This is a genomic window from Microbacterium laevaniformans, assembly GCF_016907555.1.
GTDB lineage: Bacteria > Actinomycetota > Actinomycetes > Actinomycetales > Microbacteriaceae > Microbacterium > Microbacterium laevaniformans.
Window position 1 is genome coordinate 2,161,757 of the sequence record NZ_JAFBCE010000001.1, and the last position, 24,236, is coordinate 2,185,992.

Consider the following 24,236-nt stretch of genomic DNA (forward strand, 5'->3'; position numbering starts at 1 on the left):
TCGGTGGACGCGGAATGGGAGCGAGACGGGGCGCGGGCGCCACGGGCGGGATGCCGAGGCTACGGCATCCCGCCCGCGGTGTCACGCGGCTGGTGTGACTAGGGCGTGTTGCTAAAGGCTGCGTCCGACTCACGGCTGCCAAGTGAGGCAGGATTGGGGGCGTGAGTGTCTCGCTTCGCCCGTGGAACAGTCGCGATGCGTCGGCGCTGAGCGAGGCATTTCAGAGCACTTCCGATCTGGCGACTCAGTTCGGCGGCGCCGATCTGTCAACCCGGGCAGCTGCTGAGGCGTTCATCGACCAGTCCTTGCGCTTCGACGAGCACGTGAAGAACTGGGCCGTCGTCGAGGACGGTGTTGCGATCGGCAACGTCGGAGCGTCCGCGATCGAGTTTCGGCACGAGACCGCGTGGATGTATTACTGGCTCGCAGCCGAAGCGCGCGGGAAGGGATACGTGACGGGTGCGCTCATCGTGGTGAGTGACTGGGCCTTTGAGAACGGGCTGCATCGGCTCGAGCTCGGGCACCGGGTGAACAACCCCGCGTCATGTCGAGTGGCGACCGCGGCGGGATTTCTCGCCGAAGGGATCGAGCGGGAGAAGCTCCGCTACGGCAATGTTCGCTACGACGTTGAAACGCACGCGCGACTGGTGACCGACCCCGCCCCTACGACGAATCTCGCGCTGCCGATCGCGGAATGAGCGACGACACCACTGCTGAGCCAATGGAGCGTCGCGGCGAGGCAAAGGCCGGCGTGGTAGTTGCGAGCGAGCTTGTCTGAGCGAATCGCGATCCCACGCCACTGCTTGAGCTTGTTGAAACACCGTTCGACGACGTTGCGGCCGCGGTATCGGGCCCGCTGCTGGTCGCCGAAGTCGATCGGCCGCCCGCGGCGCTTGCGTCGGTGGGCGATCTGATCGTCGCGTTCGGGGATCGTCGCGGCAATCCCGCGCTCGCGCAGCCAGGCGCGATTCGCCTTCGACGGGTAGCCCTTGTCCGCGAGCACCCGCTCCGGCCTCGACCTCGGCCTTCCCCGGGCGCCTGGCACGCGGATCTCGCTCAGTGTCGCGGTCAGCATGCTGGTGTCCGCCGCTTGCCCGGGCGTGAGGATGAACGCGAGAGCTCGTCCCTTCCCGTCGCAGACCAGATGACTCTTCGTCGTCAACCCGCCGCGAGAACGGCCGATCGCATGATCCGCCGGTTCGTCACCAAACTTCTTGTAGTTCGACAGGTCCCCTTGTGACGCGGGGAAGGGTTGCGCCATGCTGATGCACGCGCACGATCGTGGAGTCGATCGACGCGACCCAGTCCAGATCGCCGGACTGCTGCGCAAACGATTGCGTCTTCTCTAGCACCCGCGCCCACACGCCCTGCTCGGACCACCGGTTGAAGTTCTTATAGATCGTGTTCCAGTTCCCGAACCGCTCCGGCACGTCCCGCCACGGCGCACCAGTCCGGAACCGCCACGCCGTCGCCTCGACCACCGCGCGCCGATCCACCGGCGGCCGCCCCGTCGACTTCGCAATCGGGAACAACGAGCCGATCACAGCCCACGCCTCATCCGAGATCACATCACGCGACACGCGTCCAAGACTCGCCCACGGGTAGCCCGAAGGCGTTTAGCAACACGGCCTAGTTGTTGTAGCCGGCCTGGATGTCGCTGAGGACCTTGGCCTGGTCCTTGCCGTCGATCCAGTCGACCATGCCCTTCCAGAACGAGCCGGAGCCGACCGTGGCGGGCATGAGGTCCGAGGCGTCGAAGCGGACCGTGGTGTTCGGGTCCTGCAGCAGCTTCATCGCCTCGGTCAGGAACTCGCTCGAGGCCTTGCTCGGGTCCGCCTTGAGGTTGGCCGAGATCGCGCCGCCCTCGCTGACTCGCGCGTTGGCGAAGTCGGCGCTCGACATGAACTCGAGCACCTTCTGCGTCGCCTCGTTGTCCGAGAAGCCCGCCACGAACTCGCCGCCGACCTCGATCGTGGCCGCGCCCTCCTTGTAGCCCGGGAGCACGAAGGCGTAGACATCGCCGTCGGGCGCGACCTTGGGCGCCTGACCCGACGCCGTCTTCACCGTCAGGAAGTTGGCCGTCAGGAACGACGCCTGGTGGGTCATCGGGCACGAACCGTCGGCGACCTTCGCCGCGACGTCACCGAATGCCGTGCTGTTGATGCTCTTGACATCACCGAAGCCGGCGTTGACGTACGACGGGTTCAGCAGGATGTCGCCCACCGCGGTGAAGGCGTCGGCGATCGGCTTGTCGGTGAACTTCACCGAGCCGTCGACCCACTGGTCGTAGACGTCGGGGCCGGACTGGCGCAGGACGAGGTCCTCGACCCAGTCGGTGCCCGGCCAGCCGGAGGCGCCGCCCGACTCGAAGCCGGCGCACCAGGGCGCAGCCCCCGTCTTCTCCTGGATCGTCTTGGTCAGCGTGAGCAGCTCGTCCCACGTCTTCGGAACCTCGACGCCCCATTCCTTGAACTTCGCCGGGGAGTACCAGACGTAGCCCTTGATGTTGGCGAGCATCGGCGCGGAGTAGAACGTGCCGTCGATCGTGCCGTACTTCTTCCAGTCCGGCGACCAGTTGGCGTTGACGTTGTCCTCCACCGCCTGCGGCGCCTTCTTGACGTCGCCCGTACCGACCAGGGTCTTCAGCAGACCCGGCTGCGGCACGATCGCGATGTCGGGCGCGTCGCCACCGGTGACCTTGGTGACGATGTTCGCCTCGAAGCTCTTGTCACCGGTGTACTGCACGGTGATCCCGCTCGTCTTGCTCCAGCCGTCGAAGACCTTCTGGAGGGCGTCGGCCTCGGAGCCGGTGATACCGCCCGAGATGCGAACCGTCCCCCCGGCCGCCCCCGTTCCGCTGGCGCTGCCGCCGCTACTGCCGCCCTCGGCGCAGCCCGCGAGTGCGAACGCCGCCACGCCCATGACAGCCAGAGGCGCAATCCAGCGCCGCCGTGACATCCCCATGTGATTCCTCCTCATTGAGTGCTCGGATGATTCCTGGTGCACACGGCCCCGTTCCGGAACCGATTCCAGGCCAAGCTATTGGACCCGCTCCCACGACGCAACCCGACGATTGTCACAACCCGATAACAACCACTACCGCGCGGCATCCCGCGACACGAAGATGAGAGCAACCGGTTCCATACTGAGCCGTGAGATAGTCAGCGAACAGCGCTCGAGGAGGAGCACCGATGGCCGGCATCGCCGAAGTCGCCGCCCACGCCGGCGTATCGAAAGCGACGGCCAGCCGCGCTCTCAGCGGCGCCGGATACGTGTCGGAAGCGACCAAGTCGCGCGTCCAGGCCGCCGCCGCAGAACTGGGGTACGTGCCGTCGGCCGGTGCGGTGGGCCTTGCGACCGGGCGCACCCAGAACATCGGTGTCGTCATGCCGTACGTCAACCGGTGGTTCTTCGCGGAGGTGCTCGAAGGCATCCAGCAGGCGCTGCTGGAACGAGGTCTCGATCTCACCCTCTACGACGCAAAGCCGGGCACCGAGGGCCGTGTCCGCATCTTCGACGATTTCCTCGCACGCAAGAGATTCGACGGCTTGATCGCCGTCGGTCTGGAACCGGTCGATCACGAGTTGGAGCGACTGACCCGCATCGACCGCCCCATCGTCAGCGTCGTCGGCTCCAGCGAGCTGACGAGCGTCGTCGCGGTCGACGACGACTACGCGGCACGGCGGGCGACCGAGCATCTGATCGCCCTCGGCCACCGCGACATCGCGTTCGTCGGCGGTGCACCGCAGAGCCACTGGGCCCACGTCGACCAGGAGCGGCTGTCGGGCTACCAGCACGCGATGACCGAAGCCGGGCTGGCGAGCTTCATCCGCCACGCACACTCCGAAGTGACCCTGCCCGGCGGCTACGCCGCCGCCGCCGACCTGCTGAGCGATACGCGCAGGCGTCCCACCGCCATCGTCGGGGTGTGCGACGAAGTGGCGATCGGCGCCATCATCGCCGCACGCCGTCTCGGCATCCAGGTGCCGGCCGCGCTCAGTGTCGCGGGCATCGACGATCACGAGTTCGCCGAGATGTTCTCCCTCACCACCCTGCAGCAGGTGCCGCGGGAGCAGGGGCGGGCTGCGGTGAGCGTCTTGCTCGCCGAGATCGCGGAGCCCGGCCGCGCCCGCACCGAGCTGCGCATTCCGGCGCGCCTGATCGTCCGCAGCTCCACCGGAGGCATCGCTCCGGTCGAGAGCGGCGTCTGAACGCAGAGAACGCGGAAGGCCCCCGGGAGATCCCGGGGGCCTTCGCTGCAGTTCTTCGAGAAGAGCTGATTACTTCAGGGTCACCGTCGCGCCGGCCTCCTCGAGGGCAGCCTTCGCCTTCTCGGCGGTCTCCTTGTTCGCGCCCTCGAGCACGGCCTTGGGGGCACCGTCGACGACGGCCTTGGCCTCGCCGAGGCCCAGCGAGGTGAGCTCGCGGACCGTCTTGATGACCTGGATCTTCTTGTCGCCAGCGGCCTCGAGGATGACGTCGAAGGAGTCCTTCTCCTCGACCTCTTCCGCGCCACCCGCGCCACCCGCAGCGCCGGCAACGGCGACGGGGGCAGCAGCGGTGACGTCGAACTTCTCCTCGAACGCCTTCACGAACTCGCTGAGCTCGACGAGGGTCAGGCCGGCAAACTGCTCGAGCAGCTCCTCAGTGGTGAGCTTCGCCATGATGTATCTCCTAGATAGGTGGGGTGTGGGGAAAGAGCTCGCCGGTCGCTTACGCGGCTTCGGCGGTCTCCAGCTTTTCGCGAAGCGCGTCGATGGTGGCCGCAGCCTTGCCCATCGTCGCCTTCATCATGCCCGCCGCCTTCGCCAGCAGAACCTCGCGGCTCTCCAGGGAGGCGTACTTGTTGATCTCGTCGGCACTCAGGGCGTTGCCCTCGAAGATGCCGCCCTTGATCACCAGAAGCGGGTTGGCCTTGGCGAAGTCACGCAGAGCCTTGGCGGTGGCGACGAAGTCACCGTGCACGAACGCGACGGCCGAGGGACCCTTCAGGTCCTCGTCCAGCGCCGTGATCCCCGCGTTGTTCGCGGCGATCTTGGTCAGCGTGTTCTTCACCACGGCGTAGCTCGCGTCCTGACGGATGCTGTTGCGCAGCTGCTTGAGCTGGGCGACCGTCAGACCGCGGTACTCGGTCAGCAGAACGGCAGTCGAGTCCTCGAAGTTCTTCGTGAGCTCGGCGACCGATGCATCCTTCTGCGCCATGGTCACTCCTTGATGTGGATGTGACACCCCGCGGTGGCGGAGCGTCGGCCGTGACCGCGGCTCTCGTGAACGTCGCACGCAACGCAAAAAAGCTCCGGCGCAAGCGCACGGAGCTTCGAATCGGTTTCCCGGAGACTGTCTGTGACACCTGCGCGGGCCCCTGCGGTGCAGAGCTTCGTCGGCATCCGCTTGCGCGCACACCGAGACCAGCGGTCTTTGGCTTCGTCCAGCATACGTGAGCCGACCGGACGCGCCAAATCGGCGGCGGCTCGGGTGTCGCGCCCGACGACGTCGACGGCGCGGGATAGCCTCGATGACATGACTCCGGAAGCTCTCGCGCGCCTCGCGCCGGAGCTGGCAGAGCGGATCGTCGCCGATTCCCGCGACCGTGTCGGCTGGATGCGCGCCCGCTCGCGGGGCATCACGGCGACCGACGTCGCGCAGCTGACGAGTCCCGCGGCCATCGCCCGCGCGGCGGATGCCAAGCTCGGCGCCGGCCGCGGCTTCTCCGGCAACGCCTTCACCGACCACGGGCGCCGCCGCGAGCCCGAGATCGCGGCATGGGTCGCGGCGACCCACGGCATCCACCCGTCGTCGGCGCTCTTCCACGCGGTCGTGGAGAAGCGCCACCTCGCCACCCCCGACGGCATCACCGTCGACGCGGACGGTCGCGTGACGCTCGCCGAGATCAAGACCACGAACAAGACGTGGAAGTCGATCCCGCGCACCTACCTTCGCCAGGTCTGGTGGCAGCAGCACGTTCTGGGCGCGGAGCGCACGCTCGTCGTCTGGGAGGAGCACGACGGATTCGTGCCCGTCGGGGACGAGCCCCGCTGCGCCTGGGTCGATCGCGACGAGCGCGAGATCGGCAACCTCGTGCGCCTGGCCACGGAGTTGATCGACGAACTCTACCGCCGCACGATGCGGCGCCGGACGAGCGTGGAGTCCGCGGTGGATGCCGTCGCATCCCGCCCGCGGGAGCCGTACCGCGCTCTGGCTCTGAGCGACTGATCCCGACGGATTCGATCCCCGCGGGAATAGTTGACGTAGGTCAACGTTGATCTTATAGTTGACCCAGCTCAACCGTTGATCTACGTCAACCACTTCGCCACTCTCGGCGCCTCCTCCGCACCGCAGCACCCTTAGGAACTCCCTCCATGTCAGAAACGCTCACCGCCGGCACCGCGCCGCGCATGAATCATCGACAGGTCCTCGAAGCCCTGTCGGGACTGCTGTTGGGCATGTTCGTCTCCATGCTCGCCTCGACCGTCGTGTCGAGCTCCCTGCCGGTGATCATCCACGACCTCGACGGGAACCAGGCCGCCTTCACCTGGGTCGTCACGGCAACCCTCCTCACGACCGCCATCTCCACCCCGATCTGGGGAAAGCTCGCCGACCTCACCAACCGCAAGGTGCTGTACCAGCTCGCGATCGTGATCTTCGTGCTCGCGACCGCAGCCGCCGGTTTCTCCCAGACCCCCGAGATGCTCATCGGATTCCGCGCGGTGCAGGGCATCGGCGCCGGTGGACTCGCCGCTCTCAGCCAGGTTCTGATGGCCGACATCATCAGCCCGCGTGAACGCGGCCGTTACATGGGCCTGTTCGGCGCCGTGATGGCGCTCGCTACGATCGGCGGCCCGCTGCTCGGCGGCCTCATCACGGATGCCTGGGGGTGGCGCTGGAACTTCTTCGTCGCCCTCCCCGTCGCCGTCGTCGCGCTCATCCTCGTGCAGGCGACGCTGCACGTTCCGGCGCGCGCCAAGAAGAAGACGACCATCGACTATCTCGGCATCATCCTGCTGTCGACGGCGGTCTCGCTGCTGCTGGTCTGGGTGACCAACGCCGGTACGACCACCACCGGTGACTGGTGGGATCTCGGCAACAACGACTGGTGGAGCCTGACCACCGTGTTGATGGTCGGTGGAGCCATTCTCGCGGCCCTGCTGTTCGTCATCGTGGAGCTGCGTTCGCGCGAGCCACTCGTCCCGCTGACCCTGTTCCGCAACCGCACCTTCACGCTGTCGGTCATCGCTTCGATCGCCACCGGCATCGCGATGTTCGGTGCGTCGGTGTTCCTCAGCCAGTACATGCAGCTGGCCCGCGGCGCGACGCCCACCGAGGCGGGCCTGATGACCATCCCGATGATCGCCGGCCTGCTCGTCGCCTCGGTCGGGGTGGGAACGCTCGTCACCCGCTACGGCAAGTGGAAGCCGTACCTCATCGTCGGCGCGGTGCTGCTGATCGCCGGCTCTTACCTGCTGTCGACGATCCACTACGACACGAACTTCGCGATCGTCTCGGTGTACATGTTCCTGCTCGGCGCCGGCGTCGGCATGACGATGCAGAACCTCGTTCTCGTCGTGCAGAACACCACCCGTCCCGAGGAGATCGGCGTGGCGAGCTCCGGCGTCACCTTCTTCCGCAGCCTCGGCGGCACGATCGGCGTCTCGGTGATGGGCGCCGCTCTCGCGGCGCGTGTGGTCGATCTCGTCGCCCAGCGCAAGGAGGACATCACCGCCGCGATCATGGGGCTCGGCGACCAGGCGCAGTACTGGGCGCAGCAGCTGCAGACAGGCTCGCTGCCGAAGGTGTCGGCCATGCCCGATACGCTTCGAGTCGTGTTCGAGGACATCTACGCCAACGGCATCTCCCACTCGTTCCTGATCGCCGTGCCCTTCGCGGTGCTCTCGCTCGTCGCCATCGTGTTCCTGCCCAACAAGCCGCTGACGACGATGACGACGGTCGAGCGCATGCAGGCCAGCGAGGCCGACCTCGCCACCGTCTCCGTTCCCGAGGCGATGGAGACGCTCACCGCGACCGGCTCCGTGCGCACGGTGTCGGCGGGAAATCGAAACGATGGCTGAGACGACCGAAGACTCCAGCTCCCGCACCGCCGCGGTGCGGGATCTGGAGTCCGAGTTCGGTGAGCTGATCACCCGCTTCCAGCGGGTGATCAGCGAGATCGCGAACCGTGTGAGCCCGGGACTTCTGCCCGGCGCCTACAAGGTGTTCACGACGATCGCGCGCCGCGACGGCGTGACGCTGTCGTCGCTGTCCGACCTGCTGATGATGGACAAGGGTCAGCTGAGCCGGACGATCCGCGAGCTCGAGTCGCTGGGGCTCATCTCGCGTTCGCCCGACCCGGCCGACGGCCGTTCGAGCCTGCTCGCCCCGACGCCGGAGGGACTGGCCCGCCTCGAGGCGGCACGCGCGCCGCAGCAGGGGCTGCTGCTCGATGCGATCGTGGATTGGCCGCTCGATGACATCCACGCCCTCACCCGCCTGCTGCGGGCCCTGGGCGAGAGCGTCACGCGCCGCTGAACGCTCTGCCCTCGGCGGCGTCGAGGAGATTAGTCGCCTGGTAGCACCCGCGTAACACGGTCGAGACATCCCCGGGGTTGACTGTCTTCACGGGGGCACCGCGCCGCCGCGGCAGCACGTGCAGCCAACGCCGACACGCACGGGAAGGAGCGACCAGATGGTCTCTCACCGTCTCACCAGATTCCGGCCGCTGCGACCGGCATCCGCGAAGGATGCCGCCAGACAGACCGCCGTTCCCGAGACTCCCGCGCACATGCGCGCGATCGTCTTCGACGAGCCCGGCGCCGCCGACGTGCTCCGGGAGGTCACCGTGCCGGTGCCGACACCGGTGCTGAGCGAACTGCTGGTGCGGGTCGTCGCCGCCGGCGTCAATCCGATCGACGCCAAGACGCGCTCCGGCGCCGGCGTGTACGGCGCCCTCACCGAGCATCCCCGCAGTCTCGGCTTCGACTTCAGTGGTGTCGTCGTCTCGGCCCCGTACGAGTCGCACCCGCTGCCTCCCGGAACGGAGGTGTTCGGGATGACGGCCTTCCCCCGCTCCCCCGGCTCCTACGCCGACTACGCCGTCGTTCCCACTCTGGCCGTCGCGCGTAAGCCCACCGCGCTCTCGCACGTCGAGGCGGCCGCCGTTCCGCTGGCGGCGCTGACGGCCTGGGGACTGGTCGTCGAGACCGCGCACGCCCACGAGGGCCAACGGGTACTCATCCACGCCGGTGGAGGCGGAGTGGGCCACTTCGCTGTGCAGCTCGCGTCGTACTTCGGAGCGCAGGTGATCGCGACCGGATCGGCCGCAAACCTGCCCTGGCTGCGCGAGCTCGGCGCCTCGGTCGTCGTCGACTACGCCACCACACGTTTCGAGGACGTCGTCGGCACGGTGGATGTCGTGATCGACCTGGTCGGCAACGTCCACGACGATACCGGCACACGATCACTGTCCGTCCTGCGCCCCGGAGGGCTGTACGTCATCGTGCCCACCGGCGCGTGGCCGGACTACGCGGATGCCGCGGAGGCGGCCGGGGTGCGGGCCACCTCGTACAAGGTCGTGCCCGACGGCAGCGTGCTCGCGACCCTGGCCCGTCTGCTCGACTCGGGAGCGATCCGCGTCTTCGTTGACCGCGTCTTCGATCTCGGTGAGGCCGAGGCTGCGCATCGCGAGATCGAACGCGGCCACACGCGCGGGAAGATCGTGCTCTCGGTCAGCGACTGCTGACCGGATCGGTCCGCTCCGCCGGAGCGAGCACCCGGCGCCCTTCCTCGACGATCTCCTCCGCCACGGCATCCAGGAGCACCGAGCGCAGATTCCACTGCTGCCAGTACAGCGGCACGCGAACCGGCTCGCCCTCCAGCGCGACGAGCGTGCCGTCATCCAGCGCCTGCTGCGACTGCAGCCGCGGCAGCAGCGCCCATCCGAGACCCAGCTGCACCGCCGTGGCGAAGTCGTGCGAGGCCGGCACGCGGTGCCGCGGTGGCGCCGCCGGATCGATGCCGCGTGCGCGCAGCCACCTCGTCTGCAGGTCATCGCGTCGATCGAAGTCGATGAGCGGCGCGTCACGCAGGCGCGCGGCAGCATCGGATGCCGCCGTGTCGAGCCACCGATCGCGGAAGGCGGGAGTGGCGACGGCCTCGTAGACCAGCTCGCCGAGGGGAACGACGCGGCATCCGGCGACGGGGTGCGCACGCGAGGTCACCGCGCCCGTCACCGTCCCGGACTCGAGGAGCGCCGCGGTGAAGTCCTGATCGTCGCGGTGCAGGTCGAAGACGACCGGATGCCGCTCGGCGAGCCGGGCCAGCGGTGGCAGGAACCACGTGGAAAGCGAGTCGGCGTTGACGGCGAGCGGCATCCGAACCGGCTCGGCGTCGTCGCCCAGCGCCCGCGCCGCATCGGCTTCCAGCAGCGCGAGCTGACGCGCGTACCGCACGACGGGGTGCGCGGCCTCGGTCGCCTGCACCGGCTTGGTGCGCACGAGCAGGACGCGTCCGAGGATCTCCTCCAGCGCTTTGATGCGCTGGCTGATCGCAGACGGGGTCACGTGCAGGCGGCGGGCGGCGCCGTCGAGAGTGCCCTCGTCGAGCACCGTGACGAGCGTGTGGGCGAGCTCGGCCGGAATCCGGATCATCAGCTCAGCTTATGGCGCTTCAGAATCATGAACTGGGCTTTCGCCGTGTGCCGGTCTACGCTCGCGTGCGTGCTCCCCTCTGCGCTGGCCGGCCTCGGCCTCGGCCTGTCTCTCATCGTCGCCATCGGCGCGCAGAACCTGTTCGTGCTGCGCCAGGGGATCCGCCGCCAGCACGTCACCGCGGTGGTGGTCGTCTGTACGCTCTCCGATGCACTGCTGATCGTGCTGGGCGTCTCCGGCGTCGGTGCGCTCCTGCAGACGCTGCCGGGCCTCATCGACGTCGTTCGCTGGGCCGGTGCGCTCTTCCTCGCGGGCTACGCCCTCCTGGCAGCGCGTCGAGCTCTGCGCGGATCACCGACCGGCCTGACGGGCGAGAGCCCGCCATCCGAGGTCTCCCGCCGCGCGGCGGTCGTGCTGACCTGTCTGGCCCTCACCTGGCTCAACCCGCACGTCTATCTCGATACGGTGTTCCTCCTCGGCACGGTCGCCAACACCCACGGGTCGATGCGGTGGGCCTTCGCCGCCGGCGCCGTCACGGCCTCGGTCGCCTGGTTCAGCGCGCTCGGCTTCGGAGCGCGCCACCTGGGCCGACGCCTGTCGACACCGCGCGCCTGGCGGGTGCTGGACGGCGCGATCGCCGTCGTCATGCTGGCGCTGGCGGTCAGCCTCGTCCTGCCCCATTGACAGCGGCTGCAGTCGCGCGAACCGGCCGTGCGCCGGGGCACGGACAGAATGGACCGATGACACGGGTTCATCTGATCGCCTCGGGCGGCGTGCAGGGCGTCGGCTACCGTTTCACCCTGCAGGCGGTGGCGACCCGGGCGGGCGCGACGGGATGGGTGCGCAACCGCGCCGACGGCACCGTCGAGGCCGAGATCGAGGGCCCGCCCGAGGCGGTCGCCGCCGTCGTGGCGTGGGCGCGAACGGGACCGCGCGGCGGGTGGGTCGATCAGCTGCGCGTCACGGAGAGAGCCGAGGAGGGCTCGAGCGTCTTCGAGATCCGCCGCGACGGGTGATCGCACGACGACGATGGGGCCCCACCCGAAGGTGGAGCCCCATCGTGACGCCGATCCGAGGATCAGACGAGGGAGTTGACGTCCAGCGGGATGCCGGGACCGAAGGTGGTCGACACGGCGCCCTTCTGGATGTAGCGGCCCTTCGAGCTCGAGGGTTTCAGACGCACGATCTCCTCGACCGCCGCGGTGAAGTTCTCCTCCAGCTGCTCGGCCGTGAACGAGGCCTTGCCGACGACGAAGTGCACGTTGGCGTGCTTGTCGACGCGGAACTCGATCTTGCCGCCCTTGATCTCCTCCACGGCCTTGGCCGGGTTGGGGGTCACGGTGCCGGTCTTGGGGTTCGGCATCAGGCCGCGGGGACCGAGGACCTTACCGAGTCGACCGACCTGGCCCATGAGCTCGGGCGTGGAGACGGCCGCGTCGAACGCGGTCCAGCCGCCGGCGACCTTCTCGATGAGCTCGGCGCCGCCGACCTCGTCCGCGCCCGCGGCGATGGCGGCCTCGGCGGCCGGGCCCGTCGCGAACACGATGACGCGGGCGGTCTTGCCCGTGCCGTGCGGGAGGATGACCGTGCCACGGACCATCTGGTCCGCCTTGCGCGGGTCGACCGCGAGCTTGAGGGCGACCTCGACGGTCGAGTCGAACTTCTTCGACCCCGTCTCCTTCGCGAGCTTCACGGCCTCGGTGGACGTGTAGAACTTGTCGCGGTCGATCTTCGCCGCGGCTGCTTCGTAAACCTTGGACTTAGCCATTGTGCGTTCCCCCTCAGTCCTCGACCGTGATGCCCATGGAGCGGGCGGTGCCGGCGATGATCAGCGAGGCGGCCTCGATGTCGTTCGCGTTCAGGTCGGGCATCTTCGTCTCGGCGATCTGACGGACCTGGTCCTTGGTGAGCTTCGCGACCTTGACGGTGTGCGGGGTCTTGGAGCCCTTCTGCACGCCGGCGGCCTTCTTGATGAGCTCCGCGGCGGGCGGGGTCTTCAGGATGAACGTGAAGCTGCGGTCCTCGTAGACGGTGATCTCCACGGGGATGACGTTGCCGCGCTGCGACTCCGTCGCGGCGTTGTACGCCTTGCAGAACTCCATGATGTTGACGCCATGCTGACCGAGCGCGGGGCCGATCGGCGGCGCCGGGTTGGCGGCACCGGCGTTGATCTGAAGCTTGATCAGGCCGGTCACCTTCTTCTTCGGTGCCATTCTCTTTCCTTCTGTCGAGCGCACGTCGGCCGGAGCCTCGGGGCGCGCTTCCACACGATCGGCGGACCCGAAAGGTGGTGGGGATGTCGCGCGACGCGCGCGCAACCTGATGATTCTACCGGATGCCGCGGCATCCGGTATGGATCACTGCTTGGTGACCTGGTCGAACGACAGCTCGACCGGCGTCTCACGCTCGAAGAGGGAGACGAGCACGGTGAGCTTGCCGCTCTCGGGCTTGATCTCGCTGATCGAACCGGGCAGGCCTGCGAACGAGCCTTCCTTGATCGTGATGGTCTCGCCGATCTCGAAGTCGACCTCGGTGATGACGCTGCGCGCGGGAGCCGACGCCCCCTTGCCGGCGCCGCCCTTGACGGGGGCCGTCTCGGTGACCTGCACGAGCGACTTCAGCATGTTGAAGGCTTCTTCGAACCGCAGCGGCGTCGGGTTGTGCGCGTTGCCGACGAAGCCGGTGACGCCGGGCGTGTGACGCACGACCGACCAGGTGTCTTCGTTCAGCTCCATCCGCACGAGGACGTAGCCCGGGATGCGCACCCGGTTGACCATCTTGCGCTGGCCGTTCTTGATCTCGACGACGTCCTCCATCGGGACCTCGACCTGATAGATGTCCTCTTCGACCTCGAGCGAGTTCTTGCGCTGCTCGATGTTCGCCTTCACCTTGCGCTCGAAGCCCGCGTAGGAGTGGATGACGTACCACTTGCCGGGCAGCGAACGCAGTTCGGCGCGGAAGGCCTCGTAGGGGTCTTCCGGAGCCGGGTCGGGCTCGCCGTTCACGTCGGGACCGTCGTACGGCGCGACCTCCTCGGCGGCGTGGGCGGCGGCCTCGGCCTCCTCCTCGGCGAGCGCGTCGGTGAGCACCTCTGCGGCAGCCTCGGCCTCGGCGGCCTCGTCGATCTCGAGTGCGTCGTTCACGATGGCGTCTGCCTCCGGGTCGTCGATGTCGATGTCTTCGTCTTCGCCCTCGGCGTCGTCTTCATCGTCGACGACGTGCACGGCGAGGTGCTCTGCAGGTTCCGAGGAGCGCTCCTCGGCGGCGAGGATGTTGCCTTCCTGCGCCTCGTCGTCCTCGCTGGACTGCTCGGCGGCAGTGGCCCAGTCGACGTCGTCGGTGTACTTCTCAGACACGTATGTCCTCTTCCCTCGGGGGTCGTGCGGTGACAGCTCGGGCGTCGGCTGGATCAGCTCGGCACGCCGAAGACGACCTGCACGACCCAGGTGAAGAGCAAGTCGAGGCTGTACACGACGGCCATCATCACGACGACGAAGCCGAGAACGACACCGGTGAACTTCAGCAGCTCCTGGCGGGTCGGCGTGACCACCTTGCGGAGTTCGCCGAAGACCTGGCGGATGAAGAGCGCGATCCGCTGGAAGAAGTTCAGCTTCTTCTCACGGGGCGTGCCGCCTGCTGCGACGACCTCGCCGTGCGCCTCTTCCTGGACCATGTACCCACCCATGTGACGTGCTCGGACGTGCTCGGACTTGCTTTCCACACCGGCGTGAACCGGCGCGACCTGCGGTGTCAGCTGATCGCTGACGCGCAGGGCGGACAGGAATCGAACCTGCAACCTGCGGTTTTGGAGACCGCTGCTCTGCCAATTGAGCTACCGCCCTAGAGATCATGAGATCCCGGGTGAAGACCACATCTCCGCCCGAACGTCACGCGGAGCGCGGGCACGGCGAAAGAATGCAGACTTCAACTGCACTGTCCAGTGTACGTCATGCCATCTGGACGCGCGAACCGTCAGTACTGCTGCACCCCGTAGCGGTCGGGTTCGGGTCCCCTGCGGAAGTCTCGGCCCGACACGGATGCCGCGCGTACCCGGACGTAGTTGTACTTCACCGTGGGGATCCAGGGCCGAAGTCCCAGATCGTCGGCGGCGCGGACCTCGTCTGCGCTCGTGAGCCGCTGCGCGTGCCCCCGGATCACGACGCTCCAGGCATCGGTGTCGCTGTACTCGTCGACTTCGAACAGGACGTCGTCGTTGATCGTCAGCTCGGTCAGCTTGCTGCCCTCCGCGGTGCGGAAGAGCACACTGTCACCGTCGACGATGTAGTTCACGGGGAAGATGTCCAGCACGGCGCCGACGTGCGTCACGAGGCGCCCGAGCTCCTGTTCCGCGAGGCGCTGCCAGCACTGCCGGTCATCGAGGAAGCTGACCCCATCCGAGGTGTCCATGGACACATCCTGCTCCGCTCGTGCGCACAGCGCCAGCCCCTCGCGCCGGGCAAATTCTCGAATAGCCTGGACAGATCCCCCGATGCTCCACACCGAGGTATGACGCTGAACGAGAACGCCGCCGCACATCAGTTCCAGGTCGACCTGCGCGGAGTCATCGACCTGCTCAGCCGCCACATCTACTCCGGCCCCCGCGTGTACCTGCGCGAGCTGCTGCAGAACGCGGTCGACGCGATCAGCGCCCGCCGCGGCGTCGACGGCGGGGGCGGTCGTGTGCGGATCACACCGGTCAGCGCGGCATCCGACGAGTTCGTCCTGCGTGACGACGGCGTGGGCCTGACCGCCGCCGAGGTCGCCGACCTGCTCGCCACCGTCGGACGCAGCTCCAAACGCGACATCTTCGACCTGCCGCGCGGAGGCTACCTGGGGCAGTTCGGCATCGGGATGCTGTCGTGCTTCATGGTCTGCGACAGCATCGTCATCCGCTCCCGCAGCGCGGTCACCGGCGAAGCCGTGGAGTGGGTGGGCCACTCCGACGGAACGTTCCGCGTCGGCCCGTGCACGCAGGACATCCCCGTCGGCACGAGCGTGCACCTGACCCCACGCGCCGAGACACGGACACTGGTCGAAACGGCGACGGTGCGCGAGCTCGCCGAGACGTTCGCCGCCTATCTGCCGGTGACGAGTACAGCCACTGCGACGCCTGCGTGCGCAGTCAGTTCGCCGGCTTCTTCGCCGAGACGGGACGCGAGGAGGACGCCATCCGCCTGGTGCAGGAGATGATCGACGGCGGGTTCTCGTGCGGCGAGGAGCCCGAGCACGCCCTCGCCCGCACTCTTCTGCCCTCCCTGCGCGCCGGCATGCTCGACCAGGCGCGCGCCGCGCATCTGCGCAGCTACCGGCTCGCCAAGGACAACCCGGCCAACCTCGCGATCATCGCCGACAACGTCGTCTTCTGCGCGGTGACGGGCAACGAGGCCCGCGCCCTGGCGCTGGTGGAGAAGCACCTGCCCTGGCTCGTCCACGACGGGCTGGATGCCGCCGCGCACGAGACCGCTCTCGCATCGTTCGCGGTGGGTCTGGACGCGGTGGCCGCCGCCGGCCACCCCGACACGCCGGTGCGCGGATCCGATGCCGAAGAGCTCGTCACGCTGTTCGACTCCCACGAGGGAGCGTGGGCGGCATCCGCGCTCGCCAGCCGCGCGTGGGCACTCGCCGACACGATCGCCGCGGCGTTCGACGTGCGCAACGGCACCGCCGCGCACCGGCTCGCCCTCGCCCTGCCGCGGGTGCAGCACGAGCTCGACGCGCTCGGTGACGGCCATCCCCTCGAGCGCGCCGATCTGCTGTCGACGCTCGCGATCGGCCGGATGTGGGCGGGCGCGCACGCCGACGCCGTGGAACGCGCCCGCGCCGCGGCCGCCCTGTTCGCCGGAGCCGGCGACACCCGCCGGGCCCACGGGATGCGCCTGCTGGAGGCCGACGCCCTCTCAGCCGACGAAGACCCGACCGGCGCCTCCGGCCTGCTGGACACGCTGCTCGGCGACCCGGACCTGGAAGACCGGCGCCGCGTGCGCGTGCTCGCGACGCGGGCCCGGCTCCACGGCGTCGCCGAGGCGTTCGCCGCGGGCGCGGCGGCGGCCGATGAGGCGGCGCGGGTCGCGGTGTCGATCGGTGTGGACGATGCGATGGTCTCGGAGATGTTCCTGCTGGCGGCCATGCTGCACGAGGACGACGGACAGCCGGCCGGCGCGGTGAGCCGCTACCGGGTCGCGGCGGAGCGGCGCGACGCGGTGGGTCTGCCCAGCGTCGACGTGCGCTTCCGCCAGGGCCGCGCGATGCTGGCCGCCGGCTACGCCGCCGAAGCGGTCGACACGCTCAACGACGTGCTGCGCGAAGCGAGCGAGAGCGGCGTGGAGCCGGGATCGCGCGCCCTGACCGCGGTGCTGCTGGCCCAGGCGCTGCACGCCGCCGAGGAGTACGGCAACGCCGTCGGCGCGTGGGCGTACGCGGCCGTCGGCCTCGTCCGCGGCAACGACGACGAGGTGGGGCTGCTCGCCGACGGGCTGCACGTGCTCGCGCAGGCGCATCAGCAGCGCGGCGACGAGGAGGCGGTGACGCTCATCGACGAAGCGCTGGAGCTCGGCCGTCGGCACGAGGCGACGTGGTTCGTGGCCGACGTCCTCGACACGCGCGCCCGGCTGCTCGTCGGTCAGGGACAGACGGATGCCGCCGTGGCCACTGCGCTGCAGGCCGCCGACACCTTCGCGGATGCCGGCGACCCGGCATCCGCCGGAGCGTCCGAGCTGTTGGCGGCGCGGGTGCTGCGCGAAGCCGAGCGCGCCGACGACGCCGTCGCGCTCTACCGCGCGGCGTTCGAGCACGCGAGCGACGCGGACCCGCTGCGGCAGGCCGTCGCGCTCGAGCTCGGCGACCTGCTCGAGGCGCTCGGGCGCCACGGCGAGGCCTCGGACGTCCGCACAGTGCTGCCGGCCTGAGCCGGCCGGCAGCACCGGCACGTCAGCCGGCGATGCGGATGAGCTTCTTGTTGACGAATTCCTCGGCGGCCAGCAGCCCCATCTCGCGTCCGGTGCCGCTGCGCTTGATGCCGCCGAAGGGCAGCTCGGGCGAGTCGGCGAGGACGATGTTGACGTAGACCATGCCGGCGTCGATGCGATCGGCGATGCGTTCCGCCTGCTCCTCGTCGGTGGTGAAGACGTAGGAGCCCAGACCGAACTCGGTGCCGTTGGCGATCTCGATCGCCTCGTCCTCGCCGCTGACCCGATAGACGACGCCGACGGGTCCGAAGAACTCCTCGCGATACGCGTCCATGTCGGCCGTCACACCCGTGATCACCGTGCCGGGGAAGAACGCCCCGTCGCGCGAGCCCCCCGTGACGACGGTCGCTCCCTGCGCGACGGCGCGATCGACCTGGTCCTGCAGCCGCTCGGCGGCGGCGAGCGAGGAGAGCGGCCCCAGCACGGTGTCCTCGGCGAACGGATCGCCGACCTTCGCCGCGTCCATCGCGGCGGCGAACTTCTCGACGAAGCCGTCGTAGAGGTCGTCGGCGACGAGGAAACGCTTGGCGCCGTTGCAGGACTGCCCGTTGTTGTCCAGGCGTGCGTCCACGGCAGCCTGCACCGCCGCGTCGAGGTCGTCGGTCGACAGCAGGATGAACGGGTCGGAGCCGCCCAGCTCCAGAACGACCTTCTTGAGGTTGCGCCCCGCGATCTCGGCGACGGCGGCTCCCGCGCGCTCGCTGCCGGTCACCGAGACGCCGTGCACACGCCGATCGGCGATGACCTCGGCGGCCTGATCGTTGGTCAGACGGACATCGACGTACGCGCCGACGGGGAAGCCCGCATCGGCGTAGATCTGGGCGATCGCGGCGGCCGACTGGGGGCACTGCGGCGCATGCTTGAGCAGGATGGTGTTGCCGATCGCAAGGTTCGGCGCCGCGAAGCGCGCGACCTGGTAGTACGGGAAGTTCCACGGCATGATGCCCAGAAGCACGCCCAGAGGCGAGCGGCGGATCACCGCGGTGCCCTCCCCGAGGATGTCGATGGGCCGGTCGCCGGTGATCTCGTCGATGTGATCGGCGTAGAACTCCGTGATGTCGGCGGCGAAGTCGACCTCACCCTCGGCCGCAGCGAGCGGTTTGCCCATCTCCCGCACGATGATCCCGGCCAGCTCGTCGCGGCGCTCGCGATGCAGTTCGGCGACCCGGCGCAGCAGGGCCGCACGCTCCGCCGGCGTGGACGTGCGTCCCCATGCCTGTGCCGCCTCGTGCGCGGCGGCGACGGCGGCCTCGACCTCGTCGGCCGTGAAGTCGGGATAGGTGGCGAGGGTCTGGCCGGTGGCGGGGTTCACAACCGCGTAGGTCATCGTCGTTCTCCGTTCGTGTCGACTGAGTGTCGGGTGGCGTCAGGGGCAGGGATCAGGCGGGGATCAGCGTGTATTTGGTCGAGAGGAACTCGTGGATGCCTTCGAGGCCCCCCTCACGACCCACTCCGGACTGCTTGACACCGCCGAACGGCGCCGCCGCGTTGGAGACGACGCCCGCGTTCAGGCCCATCATGCCGGTTTCCAGACGGTCGATCATCCGCATGCCGCGCGCGAGATCCTCGGTGAAGACGTAGGACACCAGACCGTACTCCGTGTCGTTGGCGAGGCGCACGGCCTCCTCCTCGTCTCCGAACGTGGCGATCGCCAGCACCGGGCCGAAGATCTCCTCGCGGAGGATGTCGCTGCCGCCGGCCACGTCCGTGATCACGGTGGGCTCGAAGAACGTCCCCGGGCCATCGATGGCCGATCCGCCGGTGAGCAGGCGTGCACCGCGCGCGACGGCATCCGAGACGAGCGCCTCGGCGCCCTCGACGGCCTTGCGGTCGATGAGCGGACCGATCTGCACGCCGTCCTCGGTTCCGCGGCCCACGCGCATCGCGGCGACCCGCTCGGTGACACGACGGGCGAACTCCTCGGCGACCGACGCGTGCACGATGAAACGGTTGGCGGCGGTGCAGGCCTGGCCGATGTTGCGGAACTTCGCGAGCATCGCGCCGTCGACGGCCTTGTCGAGGTCGGCGTCGTCGAACACGACGAACGGCGCATTGCCGCCGAGTTCCATGGACACGCGCAGGACGCCTTCGGCCGCCTGGGCGATGAGCTTCTTGCCCACCGGCGTCGAGCCCGTGAACGAGAGCTTGCGCAGGCGCGGGTCGGCGATGATCGGCGCCGAGAGCGCCCCCGAGCGGGTCGTGGTGACGACGTTGACGACCCCCGCCGGAAGGCCCGCCTCGACCAGGATGTCGACGAAGGCGAGCGTCGTCAGCGGGGTGAGCTCGGCCGGCTTGATGACCACCGTGCAGCCGGCGGCGAGCGCCGGGGCGATCTTGCGGGTGGCCATCGCGAGCGGGAAGTTCCACGGCGTGATGAAGAAGCAGGGCCCGACCGGCCGCTGGCTGACGATCATGCGGCCCGTGCCCTCCGGGTTCGAGCCGAAGCGGCCGGCGATGCGCACGGCCTCCTCGCTGAACCAGCGCAGGAACTCGCCCCCGTAGGTCACCTCGCCGCGCGCCTCCGCGAGCGGCTTTCCCATCTCGAGGGTCATCAGCAGGGCGATCTCGTCGGCGCGCTCCATCAGCAGGTCGAATGCCCGGCGGAGGATGTCGCTGCGGCGCCGCGGCGCGGTCGCCGCCCACTCCTCCTGAGCCGCGACCGCCGCGTCCAGGGCGCGGATGCCGTCTTCGGGCGACGCGTCGGCGATCTCGACCAGGGTCTCACCGGTCGCGGGATCGACGACGGGGAAGGTCCCGGCCGAGCCGGCGACCCACTCGCCGCCGATGAACAGTCCGCGGGGAACCTTCTCGAGCAGTGCGCTTTGCGTGATCAACGTGCGGCCTCCTTCAGGCGACGGGTGCTGGCAGGGGCGTCCGTGGTGAGGGTCTCGCCGCGGAAGAAGGCGGGACGTGTCACCGACTGCCAGATCATGAGGACGATACCCACCACGATGATGAGCATGCCGAGGATGAAGACGATCCCGACGCCGCCGACGTTGGCGCCGGAGCCGTAGTCGGGATCCATGGAGTCGATGAGCGTGGTGAAGAACAGGATGCCGAGGATCACGCCGCCCACGAGGGGGAACAGGAACGTGAAGAACACGTTGCGCACCGAGTCGAACCACTGCTTACGGAAGTACCAGACGCACGCGAAAGCCGTGATGCCGTAGTAGAAGCAGATCATCATGCCGAGCGTGAGGATCGTGTCCCAGAGGGTGTTCTCGCTCACCACGCGCATCACCGCGTAGAACGCGGAGGCGACCACCGCCGAGACGATCGTGGCGAAGCCGGGCGTGAAGAAGCGCGGGCTGACCCGCGCGAACGCCGGTGGGAGGGCGCCGTAGTGTCCCATCGACAGGAGCGTGCGCGCCGGTCCCACGAACGTCGACTGCAGCGACGACGCCGACGAGGTGAGCACCGCGAGGGACACGAGGAAGGCGAGTGGCCCAAGGATCGGTCCGGACAGGTGGAAGAACACGTTGCCCTGGATGTCCTCGTTGCCCAGGCCCAGCTCCCCCGTGCCGACCCCGGCGTACATGATCATGGCGACGGCCAGCAGAAGGTAGATCGAGACGATCGTCAGCACCGTGATGGTCGCCGCACGACCCGGCGTCCTCTCGGGGTCCTTCGTCTCCTCGTTCATCGTGAGGGTGACGTCCCACCCCCAGAAGATGAAGATCGACAGCGACAGGCCCGCGGCGAACGCGCTGAACGAGCTGACGGCGAACGGGTTGAACCAGCCGATGTCGAACGGCTGGACGTCGAAGCCCTTGCCGCTGACGGCCTCGACGATGGCGGCGATCGCGAAGAACAGCAGCACGGCGACCTGGAAGGTCACGAGCACGTACTGCAACTTCTGGGTGGTCTGCATGTCGCGGTAGGAGATGAAGGTGGCCGCGAGCATGAACAGAAGACACACGCCCACGTTGATCCACGTGTTCGACGCGAGGTCGGCGATCTCGGCGTTGCCCGTCACCTGCGACAGCAGCAGGAAGAGGAAGTCCACGGCGACGCCGGCCAGGTTCGACAGCACGAGGATCGTGGCGACCACCAGTCCCCACCCGGCCATCCAGCCGACCCACGGTCCGAAGGCGCGCGCCGCCCAGGTGAAGCTGGTGCCGGCATCCGGCATGCGGTTGTTCAGCTCGCGGTAGCCGAAGGCGACCAGGAGCATCGGGATGAATCCCACGAGGATGATCGCCGGGATCTGCGCGCCCACCGCGGATGCCGTGGGGCCGACGGCCGCCGTGAACGTGTACGCCGGGGCGATGCAGGAGATCCCGATGACGACGGCGCCGATCAGGCCGATCGTGCCGGCGCTGAGCCCCTTGCTGGAGAGGGCCCCGGTCGTGGAGGCGGCGTCGGTCGTGGAGGGTGTGCTCATCGTCGAGACTCCTCGGAGTGGGTTCGGGGGACGACGATCACCGGCACGGTGATCTCGTGCAGCATCTTCGCCGCGGTCGAGCCGAGGAACAGGCGGCGCGGCTGCGCGAGGCGGCTCGATCCGACGAGCACGAGTTCACCCGGCTGCCAGTCGAGGTAGGACACGGCCTCCTCGATGCTGTCGCCGGCGGCGACCGCGACATCGGTGTGCAGGCCGCCAGGAAGCTCCGCCCGAGCCGCCGCGAGCACCTCATCGGCCTTCGTCGTGCCGGCGAGGCGGATGGCACCCGTGTCGGCGGACGGCGGAAGATCGACCGGCAGCAGGGAGAGCAGTCGGACGGGCACGCCGAGGGTCTCCGCGAGCGCTGCGGTCTCGGCGATGAGGGCGTCGGCCCCGGGCCGCATGCCGATCGCGACCGTCAGCCGGGTGATGCCGGTCTCGGGCGCGATCTTGCGTGCCCCCCGCGGGACGAGGACGACCGGCACATCCGATGAGTGCAGCAGCTCGCTCGTCGTCGAGCCGAGGCGGTGCCGGCCGCGCGAGGCGCCGTCGGCGGCGCCGACCACGATGTACGAGGCACCCAGCTCGTCGGCGATCTCGATGAGGCCCTCGGCGAACGACTCGGCCGGGCGCACATGGGCGTGCGCGACGACGTCGGCGGGGATCCGGTCGATCGCCTGGGCGATCCAGGTCTGCGCCTGCGCGTGCAGGTGCCGTTCGTACCCGGCATCCGGGGGCGTGATGACGCTGCGGTCGGAGCTGGGCAGGATGATCGCGACGTCGAGCACGGCGTCGAGGGCCGCCGCGAGCCGCGCGGCGAACGCGACGGCGTCGCGTCCGGGCTTGGTCGCGGTGTATCCGACGACGACGTGCCCGCTCATGTGTGGATCTCGTCCAGGATCTGCTGCGCCGCGAGGCGCCCCATGCGGATGGCTCCGTCGACGTGCTGGTAGCCCGCGCCGGCCATGTCGCTGCACGCGAAGTGGATGGGCCCGACGGGGGTGCGCAGGTCCGCGCCGTAGCGGTGCAGTCCGCCGAGGTCGAAGGATGCCGCGTACGCGCCGCGCGTCCACTCCTCGCTGCCCCAGTCGCTCTCGTAGTAGACGACCGGATCCTTCGCCTCGGGACCGTAGTAGTGGCTGAGCGATTCGAGAATGCGCTCCTTGCGCTCCTCGGCGCTCAGACGGAACAGGTCATCGGCCGTGCGGTCGGAGACGAAGCCCACGAGCGTTCCGCGCTCGTCGCCGTGGTTCGTGTTGTCGTAGGCCTCGTGCGAGAGCTCATAGGGGCTGAAGGCCGTGCCCGACAGGCCCTTTTCGCGCCAGAAGGGCGTCTCGTAGACGGCGTGCACCTTGATGACGAAGCCCATCGAGATGTGCTGATGCATCTGGTGCTGAAGGCGCGGCAGCGGCGGAACGAACGAGATGCGGTTGTACAGCACCGGCGCGAGCGCGAGGATCGCGTGGCGAGCGCGGACGGTGACGCCGTCGGCGATGGCCACGACACCCTCCCCCTCGGTGTATTCGAGGGTGCGCACCGGCTGGCCGAGGAAGACGTCGTCGCCCAGGCGCTCGGCCAGCAGCAGCGGCACCTGCTGCAGGCCGCCGACGACGCGCTTGTCCAGGATGAAGTCGGCATCGACCAGGTTGGTGTAGCTACCGGCGGATGCCGCCATCAGCAGCGACTGCAGCAGCGAGAACGAATGGGTCGGCTTCGTGAGCATGGCCGATCCGGTGGGGAAGGCGAGGTTGCGGATGGCCTCGTCGTCGTCGGTCTGCTCGCGCAGCCAGGCATCCCACGAGACGGTGTCCCACTCCGCGGCCTTCGGGTGTGCCCACGGGCGGTCGGGATCGATCTCGGCGACCATGGCGTCGAGGCGGGCGGTGACATCCGCGATGACCTTCTCGGTCTCGGCGCTGACGGGGAACATCTCACCCGTGTAGCGGTGGGCGACCCCATCGGGGCCGATATAGACGCTGTCGCCGTCGCGGTAGCGGTCGAAGGTCTCCAGACCCAGCTCGACGATGGTCTCCTTGAGCGCGTCCTGATCGGGCGAGACCCACTGGCCGCCGATCTCGAGCATCGCTCCCTCGATCGTGTCGGTCCACAGCCGCCCGCCCACGCGGTCGCGGGCTTCGAGCACGGTGACCGACAGGCCCGCCTTCTTGAGCTGGTTGGCGGCGGTCAATCCCGCCGCACCGGCGCCGATGACGACGACGTCGCGCGTGATCTCGGTCATTGTGTCTC

At 68.9% G+C, this 24,236-nt stretch carries 23 protein-coding genes, 1 tRNA gene and 2 pseudogenes; 10 read left to right on the plus strand and 16 right to left on the minus strand.

Annotation, left to right across the window (positions count from 1 at the left end; genetic code table 11):
• Positions 1-161: 161 nt before the first annotated feature.
• Complete coding sequence (locus JOE53_RS10310; protein ID WP_005053911.1) at positions 162-698, plus strand: GNAT family N-acetyltransferase; 537 nt, start codon at positions 162-164, stop codon at positions 696-698.
• Between the two features lie 14 nt (positions 699-712).
• Here the strand turns inward: JOE53_RS10310 and JOE53_RS10315 are convergent.
• Positions 713-1,580: pseudogene (locus tag JOE53_RS10315) on the minus strand (IS5 family transposase); the annotation flags it as partial.
• 49 nt (positions 1,581-1,629) lie between these two features.
• Entirely contained in the window at positions 1,630-2,964 is a 1,335-nt protein-coding gene (locus tag JOE53_RS10320) for an ABC transporter substrate-binding protein (protein WP_061682614.1), read from the minus strand.
• A gap of 227 nt (positions 2,965-3,191) precedes the next feature.
• On the opposite strand from JOE53_RS10320, the gene JOE53_RS10325 reads away from it, so the two are divergent.
• Positions 3,192-4,211 carry a LacI family DNA-binding transcriptional regulator gene (locus JOE53_RS10325; protein ID WP_204947668.1) on the plus strand — a complete coding sequence of 340 codons (1,020 nt, stop codon included), beginning with the start codon at positions 3,192-3,194 and terminating at the stop codon, positions 4,209-4,211.
• Positions 4,212-4,280: 69 nt separating this feature from the next.
• Here the strand turns inward: JOE53_RS10325 and rplL are convergent, their stop codons facing one another.
• Positions 4,281-4,664, minus strand: coding sequence for a 50S ribosomal protein L7/L12 (rplL, locus tag JOE53_RS10330; protein WP_005051460.1), 384 nt, complete (start codon positions 4,662-4,664; stop codon positions 4,281-4,283).
• A gap of 49 nt (positions 4,665-4,713) precedes the next feature.
• Entirely contained in the window at positions 4,714-5,202 is a 489-nt protein-coding gene (gene rplJ, locus JOE53_RS10335) for a 50S ribosomal protein L10 (protein ID WP_005051470.1), read from the minus strand.
• A 318-nt stretch (positions 5,203-5,520) separates the two neighbouring features.
• Here rplJ and JOE53_RS10340 point away from each other — a divergent pair, with 318 nt between their 5' ends.
• From JOE53_RS10340 to JOE53_RS10355, 4 genes are all read left to right on the plus strand, one after another.
• Positions 5,521-6,213, plus strand: coding sequence for a YqaJ viral recombinase family protein (locus JOE53_RS10340; protein ID WP_005051472.1), 693 nt, complete (start codon positions 5,521-5,523; stop codon positions 6,211-6,213).
• A gap of 146 nt (positions 6,214-6,359) precedes the next feature.
• Complete coding sequence (locus JOE53_RS10345) at positions 6,360-8,066, plus strand: MDR family MFS transporter (RefSeq protein ID WP_005051473.1); 1,707 nt, start codon at positions 6,360-6,362, stop codon at positions 8,064-8,066.
• Positions 8,059-8,523, plus strand: coding sequence for a MarR family winged helix-turn-helix transcriptional regulator (locus JOE53_RS10350; protein WP_005051476.1), 465 nt, complete (start codon positions 8,059-8,061; stop codon positions 8,521-8,523). The genes JOE53_RS10345 and JOE53_RS10350 overlap by 8 nt, the downstream gene beginning before the upstream one ends.
• Positions 8,524-8,680: 157 nt before the next feature.
• On the plus strand, positions 8,681-9,733 hold the full coding sequence (locus JOE53_RS10355) for an NADP-dependent oxidoreductase (protein ID WP_005051478.1): 1,053 nt from the start codon (positions 8,681-8,683) through the stop codon (positions 9,731-9,733).
• Here JOE53_RS10355 and JOE53_RS10360 read toward each other — a convergent pair.
• Complete coding sequence (locus tag JOE53_RS10360) at positions 9,720-10,640, minus strand: LysR family transcriptional regulator ArgP (protein ID WP_204947669.1); 921 nt, start codon at positions 10,638-10,640, stop codon at positions 9,720-9,722. The two genes, JOE53_RS10355 and JOE53_RS10360, sit on opposite strands and share 14 nt — an antisense overlap.
• A 27-nt stretch (positions 10,641-10,667) precedes the next feature.
• Between JOE53_RS10360 and JOE53_RS10365 the strand changes: the two genes are divergently transcribed.
• Positions 10,668-11,324: a LysE/ArgO family amino acid transporter gene (locus JOE53_RS10365; protein ID WP_204947670.1), complete on the plus strand. Its 657-nt coding sequence runs from the start codon at positions 10,668-10,670 to the stop codon at positions 11,322-11,324.
• A 56-nt stretch (positions 11,325-11,380) separates the two neighbouring features.
• Positions 11,381-11,656, plus strand: coding sequence for an acylphosphatase (locus JOE53_RS10370; RefSeq protein ID WP_204947671.1), 276 nt, complete (start codon positions 11,381-11,383; stop codon positions 11,654-11,656).
• A gap of 62 nt (positions 11,657-11,718) precedes the next feature.
• Here JOE53_RS10370 and rplA read toward each other — a convergent pair whose 3' ends face one another.
• The 6 genes from rplA to JOE53_RS10400 all read right to left on the minus strand — a co-directional run bounded on the left by rplA (position 11,719) and on the right by JOE53_RS10400 (position 15,047).
• The gene (rplA, locus tag JOE53_RS10375; RefSeq protein WP_005050012.1) at positions 11,719-12,408 is read right to left on the minus strand and encodes a 50S ribosomal protein L1; all 690 of its coding nucleotides are present in this window, start codon (positions 12,406-12,408) and stop codon (positions 11,719-11,721) included.
• 13 nt (positions 12,409-12,421) lie between these two features.
• Positions 12,422-12,853, minus strand: coding sequence for a 50S ribosomal protein L11 (rplK, locus tag JOE53_RS10380; protein WP_005050009.1), 432 nt, complete (start codon positions 12,851-12,853; stop codon positions 12,422-12,424).
• A 144-nt stretch (positions 12,854-12,997) separates the two neighbouring features.
• Positions 12,998-13,996 (minus strand): transcription termination/antitermination protein NusG, encoded by a 999-nt coding sequence (gene nusG, locus JOE53_RS10385; RefSeq protein WP_204947672.1) that lies wholly within the window; start codon positions 13,994-13,996, stop codon positions 12,998-13,000.
• 53 nt (positions 13,997-14,049) lie between these two features.
• A complete protein-coding gene (secE, locus tag JOE53_RS10390; protein ID WP_167626531.1) occupies positions 14,050-14,313 on the minus strand; it encodes a preprotein translocase subunit SecE in 264 nt (87 codons plus the stop codon).
• Positions 14,314-14,409: 96 nt separating this feature from the next.
• Positions 14,410-14,482, minus strand: a tRNA-Trp gene (locus JOE53_RS10395).
• A 130-nt stretch (positions 14,483-14,612) separates the two neighbouring features.
• The gene (locus JOE53_RS10400; protein ID WP_204947673.1) at positions 14,613-15,047 is read right to left on the minus strand and encodes a pyridoxamine 5'-phosphate oxidase family protein; all 435 of its coding nucleotides are present in this window, start codon (positions 15,045-15,047) and stop codon (positions 14,613-14,615) included.
• 99 nt (positions 15,048-15,146) lie between these two features.
• On the opposite strand from JOE53_RS10400, the pseudogene JOE53_RS10405 reads away from it, so the two are divergent.
• A pseudogene (locus JOE53_RS10405) lies at positions 15,147-15,731 on the plus strand (ATP-binding protein); the annotation flags it as partial.
• 23 nt (positions 15,732-15,754) lie between these two features.
• Positions 15,755-17,545, plus strand: coding sequence for a tetratricopeptide repeat protein (locus JOE53_RS10410; protein WP_233449544.1), 1,791 nt, complete (start codon positions 15,755-15,757; stop codon positions 17,543-17,545).
• 22 nt (positions 17,546-17,567) lie between these two features.
• Here the strand turns inward: JOE53_RS10410 and JOE53_RS10415 are convergent, their stop codons facing one another.
• From JOE53_RS10415 to JOE53_RS10435, 5 genes are read right to left on the minus strand one after another with little or no spacing between them, the layout of a single operon-like run.
• Positions 17,568-18,932, minus strand: a complete 1,365-nt coding sequence (locus tag JOE53_RS10415; protein WP_204947674.1) for an NAD-dependent succinate-semialdehyde dehydrogenase — start codon at positions 18,930-18,932, stop codon at positions 17,568-17,570.
• A 52-nt stretch (positions 18,933-18,984) separates the two neighbouring features.
• The gene (locus JOE53_RS10420; RefSeq protein WP_204947675.1) at positions 18,985-20,439 is read right to left on the minus strand and encodes an NAD-dependent succinate-semialdehyde dehydrogenase; all 1,455 of its coding nucleotides are present in this window, start codon (positions 20,437-20,439) and stop codon (positions 18,985-18,987) included.
• Positions 20,436-21,989, minus strand: coding sequence for an APC family permease (locus tag JOE53_RS10425; RefSeq protein WP_204947676.1), 1,554 nt, complete (start codon positions 21,987-21,989; stop codon positions 20,436-20,438). Before JOE53_RS10425 ends, JOE53_RS10420 begins: the two co-directional genes overlap by 4 nt.
• Positions 21,986-22,870, minus strand: a complete 885-nt coding sequence (locus JOE53_RS10430; protein ID WP_005049986.1) for a universal stress protein — start codon at positions 22,868-22,870, stop codon at positions 21,986-21,988. Before JOE53_RS10430 ends, JOE53_RS10425 begins: the two co-directional genes overlap by 4 nt.
• Positions 22,867-24,228, minus strand: coding sequence for a flavin monoamine oxidase family protein (locus JOE53_RS10435; protein ID WP_204947677.1), 1,362 nt, complete (start codon positions 24,226-24,228; stop codon positions 22,867-22,869). The genes JOE53_RS10430 and JOE53_RS10435 overlap by 4 nt, the downstream gene beginning before the upstream one ends.
• Positions 24,229-24,236: the final 8 nt, after the last annotated feature.